The organism is Cryomorphaceae bacterium (assembly GCA_007695365.1).
Lineage (GTDB): Bacteria > Bacteroidota > Bacteroidia > Flavobacteriales_D > SKUL01 > SKUL01.
The window spans coordinates 23,741-42,936 of record REDV01000051.1 but is presented as its reverse complement, the minus strand read 5'-3'; the positions used below and the strand labels follow the sequence as shown (position 1 = coordinate 42,936).

At 49.9% G+C, this 19,196-nt stretch carries 15 protein-coding genes; 10 read left to right on the top strand and 5 right to left on the bottom strand.

Annotated elements, in window-relative coordinates:
• On the top strand, nt 1–300 hold a 300-nt coding region (locus tag EA392_02845; protein TVR40957.1), incomplete at its 5' end, for a hypothetical protein.
• 142 nt (nt 301–442) lie between these two features.
• A complete protein-coding gene (locus EA392_02840) occupies nt 443–1,405 on the top strand; it encodes a T9SS C-terminal target domain-containing protein (protein ID TVR40956.1) in 963 nt (320 codons plus the stop codon).
• 105 nt (nt 1,406–1,510) lie between these two features.
• On the opposite strand, the gene EA392_02835 is transcribed toward EA392_02840, so the two are convergent.
• From EA392_02835 to EA392_02825, 3 genes are all read right to left on the bottom strand, one after another.
• Nucleotides 1,511–2,554: a class A beta-lactamase-related serine hydrolase gene (locus EA392_02835; GenBank protein TVR40955.1), complete on the bottom strand. Its 1,044-nt coding sequence runs from the start codon at nt 2,552–2,554 to the stop codon at nt 1,511–1,513.
• Nucleotides 2,555–2,575: 21 nt separating this feature from the next.
• Nucleotides 2,576–3,922 (bottom strand): serine hydrolase, encoded by a 1,347-nt coding sequence (locus EA392_02830; protein TVR40954.1) that lies wholly within the window; start codon nt 3,920–3,922, stop codon nt 2,576–2,578.
• A gap of 107 nt (nt 3,923–4,029) precedes the next feature.
• Nucleotides 4,030–5,148: an AraC family transcriptional regulator gene (locus tag EA392_02825; protein ID TVR40953.1), complete on the bottom strand. Its 1,119-nt coding sequence runs from the start codon at nt 5,146–5,148 to the stop codon at nt 4,030–4,032.
• Between the two features lie 220 nt (nt 5,149–5,368).
• On the opposite strand from EA392_02825, the gene EA392_02820 reads away from it, so the two are divergent.
• Both EA392_02820 and EA392_02815 read left to right on the top strand, forming a co-directional pair.
• Nucleotides 5,369–5,728 (top strand): hypothetical protein, encoded by a 360-nt coding sequence (locus EA392_02820; protein TVR40952.1) that lies wholly within the window; start codon nt 5,369–5,371, stop codon nt 5,726–5,728.
• Nucleotides 5,729–5,830: 102 nt separating this feature from the next.
• Nucleotides 5,831–7,786: a T9SS C-terminal target domain-containing protein gene (locus EA392_02815; GenBank protein TVR40951.1), complete on the top strand. Its 1,956-nt coding sequence runs from the start codon at nt 5,831–5,833 to the stop codon at nt 7,784–7,786.
• A gap of 54 nt (nt 7,787–7,840) precedes the next feature.
• Here EA392_02815 and EA392_02810 read toward each other — a convergent pair whose 3' ends face one another.
• Both EA392_02810 and folP read right to left on the bottom strand, forming a co-directional pair.
• On the bottom strand, nt 7,841–8,716 hold the full coding sequence (locus EA392_02810; GenBank protein ID TVR40950.1) for an alpha/beta fold hydrolase: 876 nt from the start codon (nt 8,714–8,716) through the stop codon (nt 7,841–7,843).
• Nucleotides 8,713–9,489: a dihydropteroate synthase gene (folP, locus tag EA392_02805; GenBank protein ID TVR40949.1), complete on the bottom strand. Its 777-nt coding sequence runs from the start codon at nt 9,487–9,489 to the stop codon at nt 8,713–8,715. Before folP ends, EA392_02810 begins: the two co-directional genes overlap by 4 nt.
• 112 nt (nt 9,490–9,601) lie before the next feature.
• On the opposite strand from folP, the gene EA392_02800 reads away from it, so the two are divergent.
• From EA392_02800 to EA392_02775, 6 genes are all read left to right on the top strand, one after another.
• Complete coding sequence (locus EA392_02800; protein ID TVR40966.1) at nt 9,602–10,147, top strand: DUF1599 domain-containing protein; 546 nt, start codon at nt 9,602–9,604, stop codon at nt 10,145–10,147.
• A 66-nt stretch (nt 10,148–10,213) separates the two neighbouring features.
• The gene (locus tag EA392_02795; protein TVR40948.1) at nt 10,214–11,752 is read left to right on the top strand and encodes a DoxX family protein; all 1,539 of its coding nucleotides are present in this window, start codon (nt 10,214–10,216) and stop codon (nt 11,750–11,752) included.
• Nucleotides 11,753–11,755: 3 nt separating this feature from the next.
• Nucleotides 11,756–13,069, top strand: a complete 1,314-nt coding sequence (locus EA392_02790; GenBank protein ID TVR40947.1) for an ABC transporter permease — start codon at nt 11,756–11,758, stop codon at nt 13,067–13,069.
• 8 nt (nt 13,070–13,077) lie between these two features.
• Entirely contained in the window at nt 13,078–13,845 is a 768-nt protein-coding gene (locus EA392_02785) for a triose-phosphate isomerase (GenBank protein TVR40965.1), read from the top strand.
• A complete protein-coding gene (locus tag EA392_02780) occupies nt 13,845–14,678 on the top strand; it encodes a 50S ribosomal protein L11 methyltransferase (GenBank protein TVR40946.1) in 834 nt (277 codons plus the stop codon). Before EA392_02785 ends, EA392_02780 begins: the two co-directional genes overlap by 1 nt.
• Nucleotides 14,645–19,138, top strand: coding sequence for a hypothetical protein (locus tag EA392_02775; protein ID TVR40945.1), 4,494 nt, complete (start codon nt 14,645–14,647; stop codon nt 19,136–19,138). The genes EA392_02780 and EA392_02775 overlap by 34 nt, the downstream gene beginning before the upstream one ends.
• Nucleotides 19,139–19,196 lie beyond the last annotated feature (58 nt).

The window sequence follows — 19,196 nt, the reverse complement described above, 5'->3', positions numbered from 1 at the left end:
TTTGTGTTTGCAGGTGATTTTCTGCGCGAATTACAAAGCTCTATCAAATGCAACTCTTGTGGGGTAACCTACACACTGCACCTGGCCGATGGCTCAGAAAAAGTCTTTACCAACTTAGACTTTACAAGTGGTAATGTAGTGGTGCAAAGTGGCGTGCCTTATTTTCTTGAGCTCTATCATGGGTCCGGATCAAAGAAGCACAACATCATGATCAATATCAGCCAGGCTGTTTGGTATCGCTTCGACATCGAAAAATTGGATGGCCAATGGAATTACGATTTCCACTTTTACTACGGATAGCCAAATTGCCTGGTCAACGCGGAAAGTATGCTCTGCATATTCCATTCGCGGTTCATATTGATGTAATAACCTTTGCGGCTCAATTTAGAAGGAGTTGACCTACATGCAGCGCTGATTGTTTTTTCTCTGTATCTTCAACCCTATGAAAACACGCACCTATTTGCTGGGCCTGCTGGTTGTTTTGCTTGCACCCGGTGCTGTGGCACAGGATATCCGCGGCGGCGAAATTCACTACAGCCATGTAAGCGGCAATACCTACGACTTTGAAATTCACCTGGATGTGATGGCCGATTCACAAACAGACCGCTCATCTATTCAGTGGAACCCCGGCTCGGAGGTCCCGGAAATGTGGCTCAATGGAGTAGAAGGGGAGTCTGCCAACGGCGTAAAGCGCTGGACCTACGCTGCGCGCTATACCTACCCGAGCCCCGGATCCTACGTGATTCAGGTGGTGGATAGCTTTCGCGTGGCCGGAATTGAAAATATTCCGCAATCCCAAAACACCGTAGTATTGCTGATGGCTGAGTTAACCCTTTCGCCGGTTGCCGGGCCGAACAGCGCTGCTGTTATCCAGGCCTGGCCCGGAGACATCAGTGTACAGAACAACACGGTTTCGCACAACGCTGCCGCCATTGATCCCGATGATGATTTGCTGGAGTACAGCCTGGCAGCCGTTACTCCCGGTGGCGTATTGCCCATTGGAGTTTCTGTAGATCCCCAAACCGGATTGCTTACCATGCCTGTGTTGCCGGGCCGCTGGACGGTGGTGATCCGGGTAGATGAAATCCGCAACGAGCAAGTCATCGGCTCAACCTTCCGCGAGTTGATGATTGACATGGATGCACTTACAGCGGTGGCAGAAATCCAAACACCCCGCCCCAAAGCCTTTCCAAACCCCGCCACACACAGTCTGCGGCTGGAGTACGAGCAGGGAATACGCCACTACCGCATCTTTAACGTATCGGGCCAACAGCTTTACACACAGAACGGCAACACGCAAACCGCAATAGATCTCGATGTTTCTGCCCTGAGTCCGGGTTGGTACCTGTTGGAAGTTTATGATGCCGGCGGTGAGCGCCATACCTTGCAATGGGTGAAACAGTGAGGGGGAGGGCTTAAGAGCAGAGCGTTTACTGCACCAATACGTCTGGCATTCCTGTTGAACCCGGATGTCTCTGACTCACGGACAAAATCGCCTTGCAGAACAGCACTATGGGCCTTCAAAAACCTTTACAGCCTGTATAATGCCTCTGTAAATGCGTTGCGGGGTGGCAAGCTGGTTGGTGGTTCCTGCCACAAGAATGTTGTGCCGGGGTAAAAAGAACAACGCCGAACCTACCGAACCGCTGTGCCCCCACATTTCGGGTACTGCCTGGAAAGGAGACAGAAAGCGCGGAATACTGAAGCGCTGTAATCCTGTGCCGTAGTGAAACGGAAAGAAAATCCGATTCCATTGTTGCCCCTCCATCACCTTGTCCGCAGGAAAAAGCTCGCCGGTGATATAGGCCCTCAAAAAACGAATCAAATCGGGAGTTGTAGAAGCCACATCGTAGCGTGATGCCCCAAAAAATGCGTCAAGCGGAGGGCGGGTGTTTTTGAATCGCACTGGGTGATAGTCGCGCTTTTCATTGGGAGCAATCACAAAAGTGCTGCGCATTCCCAGCTTCACAAACATTTCCTGCATTTGCTTTTCGATGGGTACACCCGTAACCGTTTCGGCAATCCCCGCCAGCAAGTGATAGTTGGTATTGCTATAATGCGCCTTACCTGATTTGCCGGGTTCAAAAGCCGGACGCATAGCCCGAACTCTTTTTACGGCCGTTTCAAGGGTCAACGCTGTGTTTTCACCTCGTTGCAGCCGATTCATCATGGTGGTGCCATCGGGATGACGATCAATCAGGTAGCATCGAAGTCCGGAGGTGTGCGACAGCAGCTGCTTCACGGTAATGGTATCGCTGTAGTCGGTGCCGTTGTACACATGAAGGCCGTCTGTTAAGGCAGAGGGCAACACATGGTGAATAGGAGTGTGAAGGTGAATTTTTTCTTCTTCCACCAGTTTAAAAATCAAGGCGGCTACAAAGAGCTTGTTGATACTTGCCACATAAAAGGGTCGATGCTCCGGTAAATCGCCAAAACATGACCGAAGTGACGACGTGCCATCCAGCTTTTCGAGATGCAAACAAGCCTCGTGTACAAACTTGTGATAGGTGAGGTTCTGTACTATTTGCCGTAGTTTTTGCTCCTTGCTCTTCATTTCAATTAAAATGTTTTGAGGTTATTCTGTGCTATCCAGTTTTTCAAATCGACTTGCGTTACCGCTTTGAGTCCACACAAGGGCGGTGATTTCCTTGTTGCCGTTTTCTTCAAATGCTACTGTTATATCAGTGCCCTTGATAAAAAAATGGCGTTGATCATAGGGAAAGATCGGGTAGGCATCCTGGCCCGTAGCCTGAAAAGTGAGTTGATTGTCCCGGATTTTCACTTCAAAAATCATGTCGTCCGACACGCGATAGGCGCCTTCAAATGCTGCCAGTTGCTCCGGTGAGAGAATAATCTCATGTCGGGCAACAGGTATTTCAAAAGGTTGGTCAAAAAGTATATCGGCCACAGTGGCCACAATATCTCCGAAAGGTGCAGAATATGAGTTGCATAGAATAACAACGTGCATGTTCTCATTCGGAAAATACTTCCAGTTGGCCTGATAGCCGTGGTTGCCTCCATTGTGACCGATATATGGATGGCCGTGGTTGTGATGCGACATAAACCCCAGGGCATAACCGTTTTTTACCGGTGTGGTAAAAGTCGCGAATGATTCCTTGCTGATGAGTTTGTCATTTGCAAGTGCCTTGCTAAACCTGAGCATATCCTCTGTATTGGAAATGATATTTCCGGCAGCGTACGACACGCTGTGATGTACCAACTCTGAGAGCTCCAATTCGCCCGTTTTACCCGTTTCATAGCCCCTGGCCATTCCGGATACTTCAGACTCATCAATGCCTGAGTTGTGCATGTTGCAGGGGGTGAAAATCTGCTCCTTGAGAATGGTGTCGTACGGTTTGTTGTGCAAGCGCTCCAGCATGTACCCCAGTATGGCGTAGTTGGTATTGCTGTAATCCCAACCTTCGCCGGGTTCAAAAAGCAGGTCGTGGCTGCGGCTGTAATCTATGAGGTTCGATGGTTGATGCGACTCGTAGAGCTCCTCGTTTAGCATGGCAAAGTAGTTTGCTATTCCGGATGTGTGCGAAAGTAAATGAACCAGATTGATTTCATCGCCCCTCGGATAGTCAGGAATGAAATCGGCCACGGTGGTTTCCAAACTCAGTTTGCCCTTTTCTACCTCCCGTGCAATCAACAATGCGGTAAATGACTTGGTTACCGAACCGATACGGAAAGCATGGTCGGTTTGCATGGGTGATACGCGCTCCCTGTCGGCCAGTCCATAGCTTCGGTGAAAAACATTCTCCTCATTTTTGTGAACCAGAACTACCCCTGAAAATTTTTCCTGTTCAGTAAGTGCTTCAAGGTATGCGTGGAGATTTTGAAAGGTGTTGGCTTGGGCAGCCAGGTACACCGGAGTAAAAATTACCAGGGCTGCGAAAAGCCATGTGTTTGCATTTTTCATAACGAACGATTTTTGAGATTCGCCACAAAAGTGCAACGGTGCATTGCCGCCCGTGTTCGGATTTGCAAAACCGAACCTGTTTGAGAAGTTCGACCTAAGGTTCTACTTTAACCAAGGTGCTGTTTTTTAAACTCGTTGGGTGTCATTCCTGTGATTCGCTTAAAAGTAGTGTTGAACGTGGTTTTGGAGTTGAAACCTGCTTCAAAACCCACTCCCAATAGCGACAAGTGGTCATGCTTCGAATCGAGCATCAGCCTCTGGGCTTCCTCCACGCGGTAAGAATTGATGAGCTCGAAAAAGGATTTTCCCAAACATTGATTGATGGCCTGCGACACGAGGTAAGATTTTTCGTCACATTTTTCCGCAAGACCCCGAAGGGTAAGTTCAGGATTCAGGAATACCTTCTCTTCTTTCAACAAAAAGGTTACTCTTTCAGCAATGGCTTGCAAATCATTGGATATGACAGGTTCCAGGGCAGGGTCAGACTGCGGGGCCTGCGTGCGGTTGTCTGCGATGCGTCGCAATTTGTAGATCAGTGGCGACAACTTACCACGGATGGTGATAAAGTACAAAAAGACCATAAACAGGCCGTTGTTCACGAGAGCCAGCACAGGTCCATGTTGGAAATTTGCCGTGATGGTGAAATACACAAACACCATAAGTTGATAGCTTGTGATAGCCAAAAAACCGATAACCAGTTGATAAGAGAAGTGGTACCCTATGTGGTGCATCGTGGAGAAATGTTTCTCTATTTTGGCTCTATACTGCCCAAGGTTTTTAAACAACAGTATGAAATAGAACAATATCGTGGCCAGGTCGGCACTGGTCATCGCCACCGAATAGATGGAATCCAAACGATAACCGGGTGAACCTATGCGCCATTCAAGGTAACTCAGTCCGAGGTGAAGCAGGAGAACCAGTATATTCCACCATTCGGATTTCCAACTGATGTAGCGATAGAGACTTCGAATGTACAGGTAAAGCAACATGAGCGTTGTAAAGCGCAACCCATTCACCAGCCAGATGATATGAAGACCTTTGAGCCGCGGGCCGAGCAGTACCAGCGACACCGACAGAATAAAAAGACTTAAGAGTATGTTGGAATTTCGGTGAATACGCGGATAAAAAAAGAGTACTACGGCGCTGAGAATCAAGCCCTGTATGCCTCCCACAAGGCTTATGGTTTGAATGATGCTTTTGTCGTACAAAAAAGAATAGTCTTGCATCGGTATGATAGGAAGGGGATAAAGGTATCTATTTTGAAAAGTGCGATGAACCGGGCTGTCGTTCACCCTTCAACCTGCCAACATTACGCATGCGAATCAATGGATTTCGATGTGCTTCTCAAGCATTAAATCTCACTATTTTTGGCACAAATTATGCCTCCGAAAGCACAAATTCCGCCCCATGAAATACCGCCTCTTTTTTCTCGCCGCCTTTCTGTGTATGTTTACTTTTTCTGCTGAAGCACAGCGCCTGATGGGTTCCACGCGCACCACCGTAGGCTTTATCGAAAACGGACGGGTGATGAACAGCTCCCGGTCAACCATCGGCTTTATTGAGGATGGCCGCGTAATGAATTCCTCGCGCTCAACCATCGGTTTTATTGAAAACGGCCGCGTGATGAACTCCTCCCGCTCAACCATTGGGTTTATTGAAGACGGGCGTGTGATGAACTCCTCGCGCTCCACCATCGGATTTGCCGAAGACGGAAGGGTGATGAACAGCTCCCGCTCAACCATCGGGTTCTACGACAGCATGAAGCCTTCGCACGCGGCATTGTATTTCTTCTTCTTTTTCGATTAGTCGGGATTCCATTCGTCTGCGAATTTTTGTTCGCATACAGTCTTCCGAATCGTTCATGGCAGCTATGGGTTTTGTACCTTTGGTTTTGAAACCATCCTGCGTATGAGCCATTTTATTCATCAACACCGCTTTCCGGTTCTGCTTTTCGCCATCGTTGTGGTGGTGCTTGCCATGACCTACATTCAGCCATCCGGAAAAGCTGAGGCCTTTCACACCAAAGACGAGCTCGACTATTTTGCCTTGCGCTCCAATATGGACCTGCCCATCGGGGGAAATGGTCTGTTTAAAGCATCCGGAGAATGCGCAGGTTGTCACGGGTTTGACGAAATAGGTTTCGCCTCTGTGGATGCAAACGGAAACGATGTAAACGTAGTGGACGATTGGCGGGCAACCATGATGGCCAACTCCGCCCGCGACCCATTTTGGCGCGCCAAGGTGAGCCACGAAATCATGGTAAACCCCATGCACAAGGCCGCCATAGAAGACAAGTGCACTTCCTGCCACGCACCCCAGGGTCACTATGCTTCCAAATTTATGGGCGAAAGCCACTACAGCATTTCCGACATGCTGCTCGATCCGGTGGCCATGGATGGGGTGGGTTGTGCCGCCTGCCACCAGCAAAGCCAGGACAGTATTGGCCTGCTTTTCTCAGGAAAACTCAAGTACACCACCGATGTGCTTTACGGTCCGTACGATGCGCCACCGCCCATTTTTGGAAGTCCCATGATGGCCTGGGTAGGCTTCGATGCACAGTACGGCCCGCATGTGGAAACCGGCGATTTCTGCGCGGGTTGCCATACGCTGGTCACCGAAACCATTGATTTGAATGGCGTGCTTACCGGTAATCACTTTGTTGAACAAGCCACCTACCACGAGTGGGTGAACTCCATTTACGTTGATGACCAAAGCTGCCAAAGCTGCCACCTGCCGCGCATCGAAGATGATGTTGTCCTTTCAACCGGATACAGCTTTCTGGAAGGCCGGAGCCCATACGGATTACACTACATGGTGGGTGGAAATACATTCATACTCAAGCTGCTGAAAGATAACATCAGCGAATTGATGCTCACCGCCAACGAAACGCATTTCGACACGGTGATTGCCCGCACACGCGATTTATTGCAGAACCACACCCTCGATATGGAATTGACCGCAGAGGGCATCGAGGCAGATACCGCCCGGTACCGGGTGCGCCTCTTCAACAAAGCAGGACATAAATTCCCGTCGGGTTACCCGGCAAGGCTCGCCTTTATAGAATTTGTGGTGACCGATGCAGTGGGCGATACACTTTTCGCCTCGGGCTTGCTCGACGAAGATTACAACATCATTGATCGTGATGAAGACTACGAGCCGCATTACGATGTAATCAATCATCCTTCGAAAGTGCAGATCTACGAAATGGTGATGGGCGACGTGAATGGCGACCCGACCACCGTGCTGCTCAGGGCCGCGTTCCCCATCAAAGACAACCGGCTCACGCCTGTGGGTTTCTCCACTTCGCATTTCGCCTACGATACCACTCTTATTGCCGGTCTGGCTTTAACCGATGAGAACTTCAACCACATAGATGGGGTAGAAGGCAGCGGTACGGATGATGTTCACTACCACATTCCGCTGAATGGTTATGATGGCCCGCTCAATGTGTCGGCCAAGGTATATTACCAGGCGGTGCCGAGAAAATGGCTGGACGAGATGTTCGACTTTGAGTCTGATGAGATTGACCTTTTCCGCGACATGTTCGAAGGTGCCGATCACACTCCCGAGCTGATCAACGAGGCATCCATCGTGGATTTCGTAACAAGCGTCCGCCAACCGAGGCCCACAGAGCGATTGAAGGCATTTCCGTCGCCCACCAGCGATGGTTTCATCACCATCGAAGTACCGGAAAGCGACCGCATGCAGGTAACCATGTTCGATGTATCGGGCCGTATGCTCTTTAACGAATCCATGATTGTGAACCGGCGTTTCCCCTTTGTGGTGCCCGATAAAGCCGGAGTGTACCTGATCAGGATTGAATCACAAAGGGCGGTGTACACCACGCGGGTAGTGCGTCAGTAGAGCGGCTCTTTTCGGCTCGGATAAGCGATACCTCGATGGGCCAACGGCTTATTTTTAGGCGTTTTGCTTCCAGCAGCGCACGCTCTCTTCAGCGATAAACCGCATTGGAGCAGGCAATGCTCCCGAATCCCAGGGGTGCTTCCCCCCAAAGGTGTGCCCGGCTCCCTCTACCTGTAATAGTGAGCTATTCGGAAAGGCAGCGTGCAAACGTGCGGCGTTGTTGAAATCCACGGCTTCATCTTTGGAGCCATGTGCAACGAGTACCGGCCCGTTGAAACGCTTTGCGGCATTCAGGATGTGCAGTTTTACGCGGTTTTTCCGGTAGTCTTCCCAGAAGGAAAAGAGATGCGGCAATTGCTGGCCGGTACGCGCATTGGCAACGTACATTACGCCCTCAGCCTTCCACGCGGAAACATCTGCCGGGAAACGCTCTCCGAAATCGGCCACTGCTGCCCAGGTTGCCATGCCCGCAATTTTGTCCTGGAGCTGGCCCGCAACCAGCGTCACGATTCCACCGCCGCGACTGTGTCCGATAAGATACACCTCCTTCCAACGGTGGTTTGCCCGGCCCGAAATGTCACCGGAAAAGACTTTTTCCAGCAGTAAGCTCAAATCAAGCACTTCCTTGCTGTAGGTATTGGCGGCAAATGCATCCAGATCCGGGAAGTCAATGGGGTTTTGCACCGTTCCACCGTTGTGCGAAAAGTTAAAAGCCAGCCAGTCGTAGCCATGCTCCACAAAAAAGGGAGCCAGCAAATGCCACGGCCCCCAATCCTTAAAACCTTTGTAGCCGTGCGCAAAAACCACCAGTTTCGATGATGGTTCAGAGCCGCTTATTAAATCATAGGGCGAAGGTCTGTTATTTGCGCCATGATAGACCCCATGCTGCGAAACGAGATTTGTGCGTTGATGCATCGCCGGATTTTTCATTGTTCATTCAATGCGGCAAGCAACCGAATGGCTTCAGCCGCTTCCTTCGCATCGTGTACACGCAGCACATGCGCCCCGTGCATCAACGCCACCGTATGCAGCACAGTGGTACCGTTCAGAGATTCTTCCGGTGTGATGCCCAAGGTGCGCCAGATCATAGACTTCCTCGAAACGCCAACCAGCAAGGGGCACTTCAACACCTTGAAGATATGCAGGTTTTTAAGCAGGTAGAAGCCCTGGGCGGCTGTTTTGGCAAACCCAAACCCCGGGTCAATCAGCACGTCGTGCACGCCCAATTCGCGAAGCTGCTGCAGCTTGGCCGACAAATCGCGTATGATGTCAGCGCCCAGGTCTTTGTATTCTGTGAGGCCTGTCATGGTTTGGGGCGTGCCGCGCATATGGGTGAGTACGTACGGAACACCCAGTCGAGCTACGGTTTCAAACATCTTGTGGTCGAGTGTACCGCCGCTTACATCGTTGATCATCGCCGCGCCGGCTTCCACAGCGGCTTCGGCAACCGAAGCACGGAACGTATCAACAGATATCCGGATATCGGGAAAAGCGTCCTTTAGGCTTCGTACCAATGGAATGACCCGTTGATGTTCCTCGGCCTCCTGAACAACTTCCGCTCCCGGGCGTGTGGAATATCCTCCAATATCAATAAAATCAGCTCCCAGCTCCCACATTCTTCCTGCTCTCTCCACCGCATGGTTCAGGCTCTGTGTGCGGCTTCCTTCGTAAAACGAGTCGGGTGTGGCATTGAGAATGCCCATCACGCGGGGTGTTGAAAAGTCAAGGAGAACCCCCTCAATACATACCGACGGTGGAGGGTCAAAAGATGTATCTTTCACGGCGAAAATGTCACAGAATTCAAGCGTAAAGATAATGAGTAATACTTCGGAGCAGTTTCGCGAGGTTGTTGCCGAATGCCGTTCGCTTTTTCTCCAGAAAATGAAAGACTACGGCAGTGCCTGGCGCATTTTGCGAACCAGTTCACTTACCGATCAGCTCTACATCAAAGCCAACCGCATCCGCACCATTCAGCTCAAAGGAAAGAGCAAGGTGCAGGAGGGAATCCGCGATGAGTTTATCGGAATCATCAACTACTGCGTGATGGCAGTGATTCAGCTGCGCGTGGGTGAATCCAAACCCCTCAAAATATCGCCCGAAGAGGCCGAAACATTTTACAATGTGATCATTGAGGATGCGCATGATTTGATGCAGCAAAAAAACCACGATTACGGCGAAGCATGGCGCTCCATGCGCGTATCGTCCATCACCGATTTGATTCTTATGAAGTTGCTGCGCGTAAAGCAAATTGAAGACAACGACGGAAAAACCATCGTGTCTGAAGGGCTCGAAGCCAACTATCTCGACATCCTGAATTACGCAGTATTTGCAATGATTATGGAAGCCGAAGAGGGACGTTAATACAATGTTAATTCGGGCCACCTCTGCCTGACCCTGCCTAACTTCGGTGCAACAAAGCTAAACGACATGAAAAACCTGACGCTTACTCAAAAAATCACTTCGCTCGGTTTGGTGCTGGCCGGTTTGCTGATGCTCATTCTGGGTTTCACCACCAGCGCTCCCGATGAATTCAACGTGTACTGGATGGCTACCGTGGCCGCGCTTTTGGGCGGTGGTTTGATGCTGATTGGCCCCCAGGGCGTTGCGTGGTCTGTGTATGTGAGCAGGGTAGTGGTAGGCTCCATCTTTGTAGTAAGCGGACTTATCAAAGCCAATGATACACTGGGTTTTAGTTACAAGCTTGAGGAGTACTTCGACGAGCAGGCATTGGGAAGTTTCTGGGCTCTTTTTCACGATTGGGCCTTGCCCATGGCCATTCTCGTTACAGTGGTGGAGGTGGTGTTGGGGCTGGCCGTGCTCTTTGGCGCAAAAGCCCGTCTGGTAAATATTACCCTCCTGCTGATGACCGTTTTCTTTGGATGGCTTACGTGGTACACCGCAACCTGTAACGATGCGCAAACGGCAGCCCTCAACGCAGGAGCCTCTTTCGACAGGATCTGTGTAACGGATTGCGGCTGTTTTGGCGATGCACTTCGCGGCTCTGTGGGGCGCTCGCTCACTCCCTGGGAGTCGTTCTACAAAGACCTCACACTCTTCTTTTTCGTGATCGTGCTGGTTATTGAAAGCGGACGTATTCGGCTCAACAACCTGCGAGAAGACGGAGGTATCTTTGCGGCCTCCATTGTGGTTGTGGTGCTCTTTGGTGGATGGCTTTTTGGATGGTGGTTCCCGCTGGTGTTCACCTTGATCAGCATGGCGGCCTATGTTGTGATGAAGCAGGCCCTTAAAACTCCTCACAAGGAGTGGGTGATGGGCGCTGTGATGGTTGCCTTTGCGCTCGGTTTTGCCATGTACACCTACCGAAACCTTCCTGTAAAGGATTACCGCCCTTACGCCGTGGGCAACAATATTCCGGAACAAATGAAATCGGCCGAAGAGCTCGGACTGAAGCCCACTGTGTACGCCAATGTGTACACCCTGAAGCACAAGCAAACCGGCGAAACGCGCACTGCCCTCAGCACCGAATACCTCGAAAAGAAAATGTGGGATGAGTGGGATGTACAATCGGCCAGTGATGAATCAATTGTGGTGCAGAGAGGCTATGAACCACCCATTCCGGTGTTTAATGTGATGGACGAGGATGGTTTTGATATTGGCGATGAAATTATTCAGCGAGAAGGCTTTTCATTCTTGCTGATTGCCTACCAACTGGAAGGTTCCAACGCCAAAGTGCAAAAGACCATCAACGCTTTTGCGGAACAGTCCGATGCAGACGGTATTCCTTTCTTCGGAATTACATCCAGCGGCGAGGCGAAGGTGAATGATTTCAGGCACGAGCACCAAACGCCTTTTCCTTATTACAATGCAGATGAGATTTTCCTCAAGACCATTATTCGTTCCAATCCGGGTTTGTTGCTGATGAAAGACGGAACCATTTTGGGTAAATGGCACCACAACAATTTTCCCGAGTACCGCGATATTAAAGCCAACTACCTGATTAACTAATACGTGTTTCAATACATCATCAGGAAACTAGGCTACGGCTTGCTGGTGCTCTTCGGAGTAGTTTCGCTGGTGTTTGTGATTTTCAACCTCGCCCCTGGAGATCCTGCTCGCATGATGCTGGGGCAGCGCGCCACGGCCGAATCCATCGCAGCCATTCAAAAAGAACTGGGTCTTGATTTACCCAAAAGTAAGCAGTATTTGCTGTACATCAACGATTTGCTGCCTTTGTCGCTGCATAACCCAAGCCGACCGGAGTCGCACATTTACCTCAGTGATGAGAAATACAGCTACACGCGCCTGGTGACTTTTGGTGAAAACCGCGCGCTCGTTCTAAAAGCACCTTATTTGCGCAGATCGTATCAAACCAAGCAGCCCGTTGCCGATATCATTGCAGAGGCCATGCCCGGAACTGTGGTGCTGGCGGTTACGGCCATTACCCTGGCCATCATCCTGGGAATTGGTATCGGGATTTTGGCAGCCGTTCGGAAGGATGGATTCCTCGATCAGTCGCTCTTTGTGCTGGCCGTGCTGGGAATGTCAGGGCCATCGTTTTTCATGGCCATCATCGTTTCGTGGATTGGCGCCACGCTGTGGTACACCACCACGTCGCTGCCGGCCTTGCCCGTGTTGCTCATGCTGATTGGATTGCTCGTCGGAGGCATCGCAGCATGGCGTAAACTATTGCCCAACAAAGACCAGACCTGGCTTGTGGCTGGGCGCTGGGGTGCCAAAGGGCTTTTTGCCGGTGCTGCACTCTGGTTCCTGGGTAAAACGCTCAATGCGCTGGCCGGTGGTGATTTCGTACCGATGATCGAAGCCTACATCCAGTTGCCGGGCACAGGCCTCAATGCCTCGGGTTCGCTGTATTCCTACGACGATTACACCGGTGAGCAATACCTCGACCTCAAAAACCTCATTCTACCCGCCCTTACTCTAGGCATTCGTCCGCTGGCCATCTTTATGCAGCTTACGCGCAGCTCTATGCTCGAGGTGCTGTCGGCAGACTTTGTGCGAACGGCCCGTTCCAAAGGTCTTTCCTTCTATGCTGTGGTGGTAGGTCACGCCTTGCGCAACGCCCTGAACCCTGTGATTACCGCCATATCGGGATGGTTTGCCTATTTGCTGGCAGGAGCCGTGTTCATCGAATTTGTATTCACCTGGAAAGGACTTGGATATCGTATTTACGACGCATTGATCAAGGAAGACCTGCCCGTGGTGATGGGAAGCGTTATCGTGATTGCCACTACCTTTGTGGTCATCAATATTGTGGTGGATATCATCTACGGATGGTTAGACCCACGTGTCAGAATTCAATAATCGAAACCATGCGAAAAAATATTGTAGCCGGAAACTGGAAGATGAACCTGCAGCCGGCAGAAGGAGCTGCTTTGGTGCAGGAATTGTGCCCGCAAACAGAAACATTGCAGCATTCGGGTGTTACACTGATTGTTTGTCCACCGCTGATTTACACGGCGTGGGCGCTCTCAGACTGGCAGAGAGAGGGCAGAATAGAAGTTGGCGCTCAAAACTGCTACCATGAAGCTTCCGGCGCTTACACCGGAGAGGTGAGCGCAGCTATGCTGGCCAACCTTGGTGTGGGCTACTGCATTGTAGGTCATTCGGAGCGCAGAAGCCTTTTCGGCGAAACCGATGAAGTGGTGCGCCGAAAAACGGAGGCCGTTGTTGCACAGGAAATGACTGCCATTGTGTGTTGTGGTGAGACTTTGGATGAGCGCGAAAAAGGTCAGGAAAAGGCAGTCGTGGCCCGACAATTGCGTGAAGCACTTCGGGGAATGTCCAATGAACAGATGAAACAGATTGTTATCGCGTACGAGCCCGTGTGGGCCATCGGAACAGGAAAAACAGCCACAACCGCGCAGGCACAGGAAATGCACGCCTTTATCCGCTCGGTGCTAGCAGAACTTTTCGGTAGTGAAACAGCGCAAAACACCTCCATTCTCTACGGTGGTTCCTGCAAGCCCGAAAACGCTGCAGAGCTCTTTGCCTGTGAGGATGTGGACGGTGGACTAATCGGCGGCGCCTCGTTGAATGCACCTGATTTTTTGGCCATTGCAAACTCTTTTCAACACTGATGGACTACCTTGCACTGCATATCACCCTGAATCCCGTTGAGCCCTTCCGCGAACTGGTAATGGCACAACTTGCCGAAGCAGGTTTTGAGAGTTTCGTTGAAACCGAAGCCGGACTTGAAGCATATATTCAGGAAGCAGAATACAATGATCAGGAAACGAAATTGTTAATCAAACAACTCGGTAGCGATTTTAGCTTCAGTATCCGCAGTGAAAACATACCTGCTCAAAACTGGAATGCAGTATGGGAATCTGACTTCAAGCCCATTGAAGTTACCGAAGATTGCAGGGTGAGAGCTCCATTTCACGAACCGGCTCATTTGCCTTTCGAGCTCATTATTCAGCCCAAAATGTCGTTTGGTACGGGGCATCACGAAACCACATGGCTTATTCTGAAAAACCTTCGCGGTATGGAGCTTGGCGGTTTGGATGTGCTCGATATGGGCTCAGGAACCGGTGTGCTGGCCATCCTCGCGTCAAAAATGGGCGCTGCAAGTGTGGTGGCCATTGACATAGACGACTGGTGCTACGAAAACGCACTTGAAAATGTTGAACTGAACGGAGCTGTGAATATAACTGTTGAAAAAGGCGATGTACGCCGCATAGGAGACCGCTCATTTCATTTTATCTTGGCGAATATCAACAAAAACGTACTCATGCAGGATATGGCACAGTATGCGAAGCACTTGAAGCTCGGTGGAAGACTCATCATCAGTGGGTTTTACGAGGCAGATGTGCCTGATTTGGTGCGCAAAGCTGCCTCTGCAGGGATGCGGCAAACACTCGTGGCTTCGCGAAACCAATGGGCCATGCTTCAATTCGAAAAGCAAGTATGAAAAAGTGGGGACTGACCGGGTTGTTGCTGCTAACTGGATGTATTCTTCAGTTGCACGCCCAAACCATGCGCAATTTTACACCAACGCAGGAAGGCTACTTGCAAGATGTGAACAACCTGCTCTCTGCGGCCAATAAAAAAGACGCTAAAGCCTTTGTTGAAGAGGAGTTTGGCCCGGCATGGAACAGCGAGCGGTTTACAGACGCGTCGCGGAAACGCATCTACAAAATCAGCGATGAGATGCTCAAAAAACGATTGAGAGCCTATCCTGAATTCCGCGATTTCTTCAGTTCACTCGTGGCCTTTACCCAAAGCCGGCAAAGCGATGAAAGCTTTAACGGCTGGCTCACCATCATGGAAGAATTGGTTTCAGACCGCCGCAAATCGAACCTGGTGAAGTTTGTTGAAAATTCGGCTTCTATCTTCAAAGACAATACCTTTTACCGCTCAACTACCACCGCCTGGCAGGCCAGTAACGACCGATACACCTTTGAATTTGACTCCATCCCAAAAGTGGTTTTTCGCTCCATGGATTTGCGATGCCTCGCCAAAAACGACAGCTCGGTGATTTACGCAACCAGCGGAGTCTATTATCCAACACAGGATAAATTTGTGGGCAAAGGCGGGCGTATCACCTGGGAGCGTGCCGGTCTCGACCCCAACGAAACCTACGGAATCATTGAGGGTAGTTACGAAATACGAACCAAGGGATCTTCCTATTCCGTGGATTCGGTGCTCTTTTTCAATGCCTTTTTCGATTACCCGCTGCAAGGCGTTGTGTCAGACAAAGTGCTGGGAGGTGTAAAGGAAGAAACGGCGAGTTATCCCGCCTTCGAGTCGTATAACAAGCGCCTGAAAATTCGCGATATAGCTAAGGATATAGATTACGAAGGCGGTTTTTCCATGCGTGGCAGCAAACTACAGGGCTACGGTACGCCCGATCAGCCGGCAAGTCTCACCATCTACCGCGATGGATATGCTTTTCTGCAGAGTCGCGCACTCAATTTCACCATTCGCCCCGACCGTATAGTGTCTGATCGCGTTGCCGTAACCATCTTCCTCGATCAAGATTCCATTACACACCCTTCGCTCAATTTCAAATTCATCAAAGACACGCGCATGCTGAGTCTTATTCGCATGGACGAAGGGCAAAGCAAAAGCCCGTATTTCAATAGTTTTCACGAGGTGGATATGTACTTTGAGGCCTTGTACTGGAAAATTGACGACCCTTTGATTCGCCTCGGAAACCTGCCCGGATCTACCCAAAACCGCGCAGCTTTCGAATCAAACAATTACTTTCAGATGCAGCGCTACGACGCACTGGCAGGATTGTCGGCCATGCACCCTTTGTTTAGTATCCGCAAATACGCGCAGTCTATCAATTCCAATGAGTTCTACATCGAGGGATTGGCCGCAGATATGCGCTTCCCCCCTGAGCAAATCATCCCTCTGCTTATTGACCTCGGAAACAAAGGATTTATTGATTACGATATTGAAAGGCGACACATCAAAGTGAAGGAAAGATTGTACAATTACATCCTGGCCAGTGGCGGCAGAACGGACTACGACGTGATTGTATTCAACTCCCAGACAGAACGCGAGGATAACGCATCCATCAACCTTCTCAACTACGATATGCTCCTGAGAGGTGTAGAACGCATCTTTTTGAGCGACAGCCAAAACGTGGTGATTTATCCGCAAAATGGTGAATTGCTACTCAAGAAAAACCGCGACTTTGATTTTGCAGGGATGATTCGCGCCGGAAAGTTTGAATTCTTCGGAAAGGAGTACAAGTTTACTTACGACGACTTTAAAATTGACCTGATTAATGTGGATTCATGCCGCTTTTACGTAGAGCGTTTCGAGGACCGCGAAAGTACCACCCGCAGAGGGCGCCCGCGATTGGTTCGTGTTAAAAACGTGCTCGAAGGAATACAGGGTACGATCTCCATCGATAACCCCTACAACAAGAGTGGAGTGCAACCGGATTATCCGCAATATCCCATTTTCGACTGCACCAAAAAGCCCTTTGTCTATTACGATAACAAACAGATTCAGAAGGGAGTATATAACCGCGATCGCTTTTACTTCCAGGTAGAGCCTTTTGTGATTGACAGCCTGAATGACTTCAATACCGATCAGGTTTTCTTTGACGGAACGCTTGTTTCGGCTGATATTTTCCCCGACATTGAAGAGCAATTGCGTGTACAACCCGACTACTCACTGGGATTTGTGCGTCAAACAGGCTCTGCCGGATTGCCGCTTTACGGTGCGAGAGGAAAATACAAGGATAATATAACACTGAATTACAGCGGACTGCAAGGAGAAGGTGAGATGGAGTACCTCACCGCAACAGCCAGTTCTGAAAACTTCATCTTTTTTCCGGATTCTACCCGCGGTACCACCAAGCACTTTAAAAACCTCGCTCAGGCAGGCCCACCCCAGGTGCCGGAAGCACATGCCACCGAAGCAGATCTGTTTTACAGCCCTGGTAAAAACCTGTTGCGGTTGGACGTCATGAAAGAGCCTATTACCTTCTTTGATGAACAATCAGATTTGGTGCGGGGCTATACCGAACTTACTCCCTCCGGAATGACTGCCAGCGGACAAATGGATTTTGCTGGTGCAGAGTTGGAATCAGAGCGAATGGATCTCAACCAGATTTCGTTTACCTCAGATACTGCCGACTTCCGCCTGGCTGCAATGAACGACGCAGAAATGGCCTTCAGAACCGAAAATGTAAAGGCAGATGTACAGTTTGATAAGCGGGTGGCAGAATTTGAGTCGAACGGCGACGATACCTTTGTAGAGTTTCCCATTAACCAGTACGTATGCTACATGGACAAGTTCAAGTGGTTTATGGATGAAAACAGTATTGAACTCTCTTCGAGCTCAGCCGTTGCAGCCGATTTTGTGATTGATACAGAACTCGACATCGGCCGCTCAAATTTTTACAGCACCCATCCCGATCAGGATTCACTCAACTTTATGGCCCCCAAGGCAGTGTACGACCTGAAGCAAAACATTATTGACTGTAAGGAAATTGATCACATCCGTGTAGCAGATGCCAAGATTATTCCCGATAGAGGCGAGCTGCGCATCTTTAAGAAGGCTCATATTGAGCCCCTTGAAAATGCTGGTATCGTGGCCAACTACATTACAGAATACCATCGCATGTTCAATGCAAAGATTGAAATCAAATCCCGATGGGACTACAAGGGTAATGCAGAATACACCTACGTGGATGAGAACAAACGTGAGCAAGTCATTGCCTTTCATTCGGTGAAGGTGGATACCTCCCTGCAAACCATTGCCGAAGGGCAGGTGCTGGAGGATGCACAGTTTATGCTCAGCCCCAATTTTGAGTTTATTGGCCGCACCAGAATGGAGGCCAACAACAAGTTCCTTACCTTTAAAGGAAGTACCCGCATTTCGCACAATTGCCCCGGTATTGAGCGAAACTATATGAATTTTGAGTCCGAAATCAATCCGGAAGAGGTAATGATTCCCGTAGATACCATGCTGGTAGATTACTCCGGAAAACCGGTAGGGGTGGGAACCATGGTCAACGCGCAGCCCTACAGATTGTACTCTACCTTCCTGTCGGTGAAAGACGATATGGACGACGAGGAAGTGCTTTCGGCGCGCGGATTTCTGTTCTTCGACAAAAACGCACGTGAGTACCAGGTGGGCTCCCGCGAAAAGCTGCGCGAGCGGAAACTGCCGGGCAACTTTGTGGCCCTTAATGTGGATAAGTGCACAGTAGTGGGCGATGGAAACATCAATCTCGGTAATGATTTCGGTCAGGTACATTTCCAGCCCGTGGGTGAGGCCCGTCACAGCATGGAGGACGAATCTTTCAGCATGGAGGCCACGCTAATTATCAATTTCCACTTTCTGGAGGATGCCTTGAAGAAGATGGAGGAGAAAATCAACAGCTACCCCGATTTAAAACCGGTAAACATTGCCGAAACCCACTACGAAAAATCCATTCGTGAGGTAATGGGATTGGAAAAATCTGATAAGATTATCACTGAATTGAGTCTCAGCGGTGGAATCAAGCGACTACCCCAGGAAATGACCCATACACTGTACCTCGCCAATGTAAAAATGAAGTGGAACGATCTGGAGAGCGCTTTTCAAAGCGAAGGCCCTATCAGCATTGCCCACATTGGCAAGAAAGACGTGTTCCGCCAGGTAAAAGGGCGCATAGAAATAGAGAAGAAACGCGGTGGCGATGAGTTGCATATTTACCTGGAACTGGACGACGCCAACTGGTACTTCTTTACCTACAAGCGTGGCATGATGCGCGTGTTCTCCTCAGACAATGACTTTAACAATATGCTTGTAGAAGTGAAGGACGATAAACGCAAAGCTGAAGGTGGCAAAGGCAAAGATCCTTACACCTACATGCTGGGAACCAAGAAACTCCGCAACGATTTTATCCGACGATTTGACTAGAAACCCGGAAAGAAGGCAAAGCGAAAGGCGTTCGGTATTGGGCCGGAAAACTGCAGCC

Coding starts and splice junctions, on each gene's coding strand:
- EA392_02840 (TVR40956.1), top strand. CDS start 443: ATGAAAACACGCACCTATTTGCTGGGCCTGCTGGTTGTTTTGCTTGCA.
- EA392_02835 (TVR40955.1), bottom strand. CDS start 2,554: ATGAAGAGCAAGGAGCAAAAACTACGGCAAATAGTACAGAACCTCACC.
- EA392_02830 (TVR40954.1), bottom strand. CDS start 3,922: ATGAAAAATGCAAACACATGGCTTTTCGCAGCCCTGGTAATTTTTACT.
- EA392_02825 (TVR40953.1), bottom strand. CDS start 5,148: ATGCAAGACTATTCTTTTTTGTACGACAAAAGCATCATTCAAACCATA.
- EA392_02820 (TVR40952.1), top strand. CDS start 5,369: ATGTTTACTTTTTCTGCTGAAGCACAGCGCCTGATGGGTTCCACGCGC.
- EA392_02815 (TVR40951.1), top strand. CDS start 5,831: ATGAGCCATTTTATTCATCAACACCGCTTTCCGGTTCTGCTTTTCGCC.
- EA392_02810 (TVR40950.1), bottom strand. CDS start 8,716: ATGAAAAATCCGGCGATGCATCAACGCACAAATCTCGTTTCGCAGCAT.
- folP (TVR40949.1), bottom strand. CDS start 9,489: ATGGGCATTCTCAATGCCACACCCGACTCGTTTTACGAAGGAAGCCGC.
- EA392_02800 (TVR40966.1), top strand. CDS start 9,602: ATGAGTAATACTTCGGAGCAGTTTCGCGAGGTTGTTGCCGAATGCCGT.
- EA392_02795 (TVR40948.1), top strand. CDS start 10,214: ATGAAAAACCTGACGCTTACTCAAAAAATCACTTCGCTCGGTTTGGTG.
- EA392_02785 (TVR40965.1), top strand. CDS start 13,078: ATGCGAAAAAATATTGTAGCCGGAAACTGGAAGATGAACCTGCAGCCG.
- EA392_02780 (TVR40946.1), top strand. CDS start 13,845: ATGGACTACCTTGCACTGCATATCACCCTGAATCCCGTTGAGCCCTTC.
- EA392_02775 (TVR40945.1), top strand. CDS start 14,645: ATGGGCCATGCTTCAATTCGAAAAGCAAGTATGAAAAAGTGGGGACTG.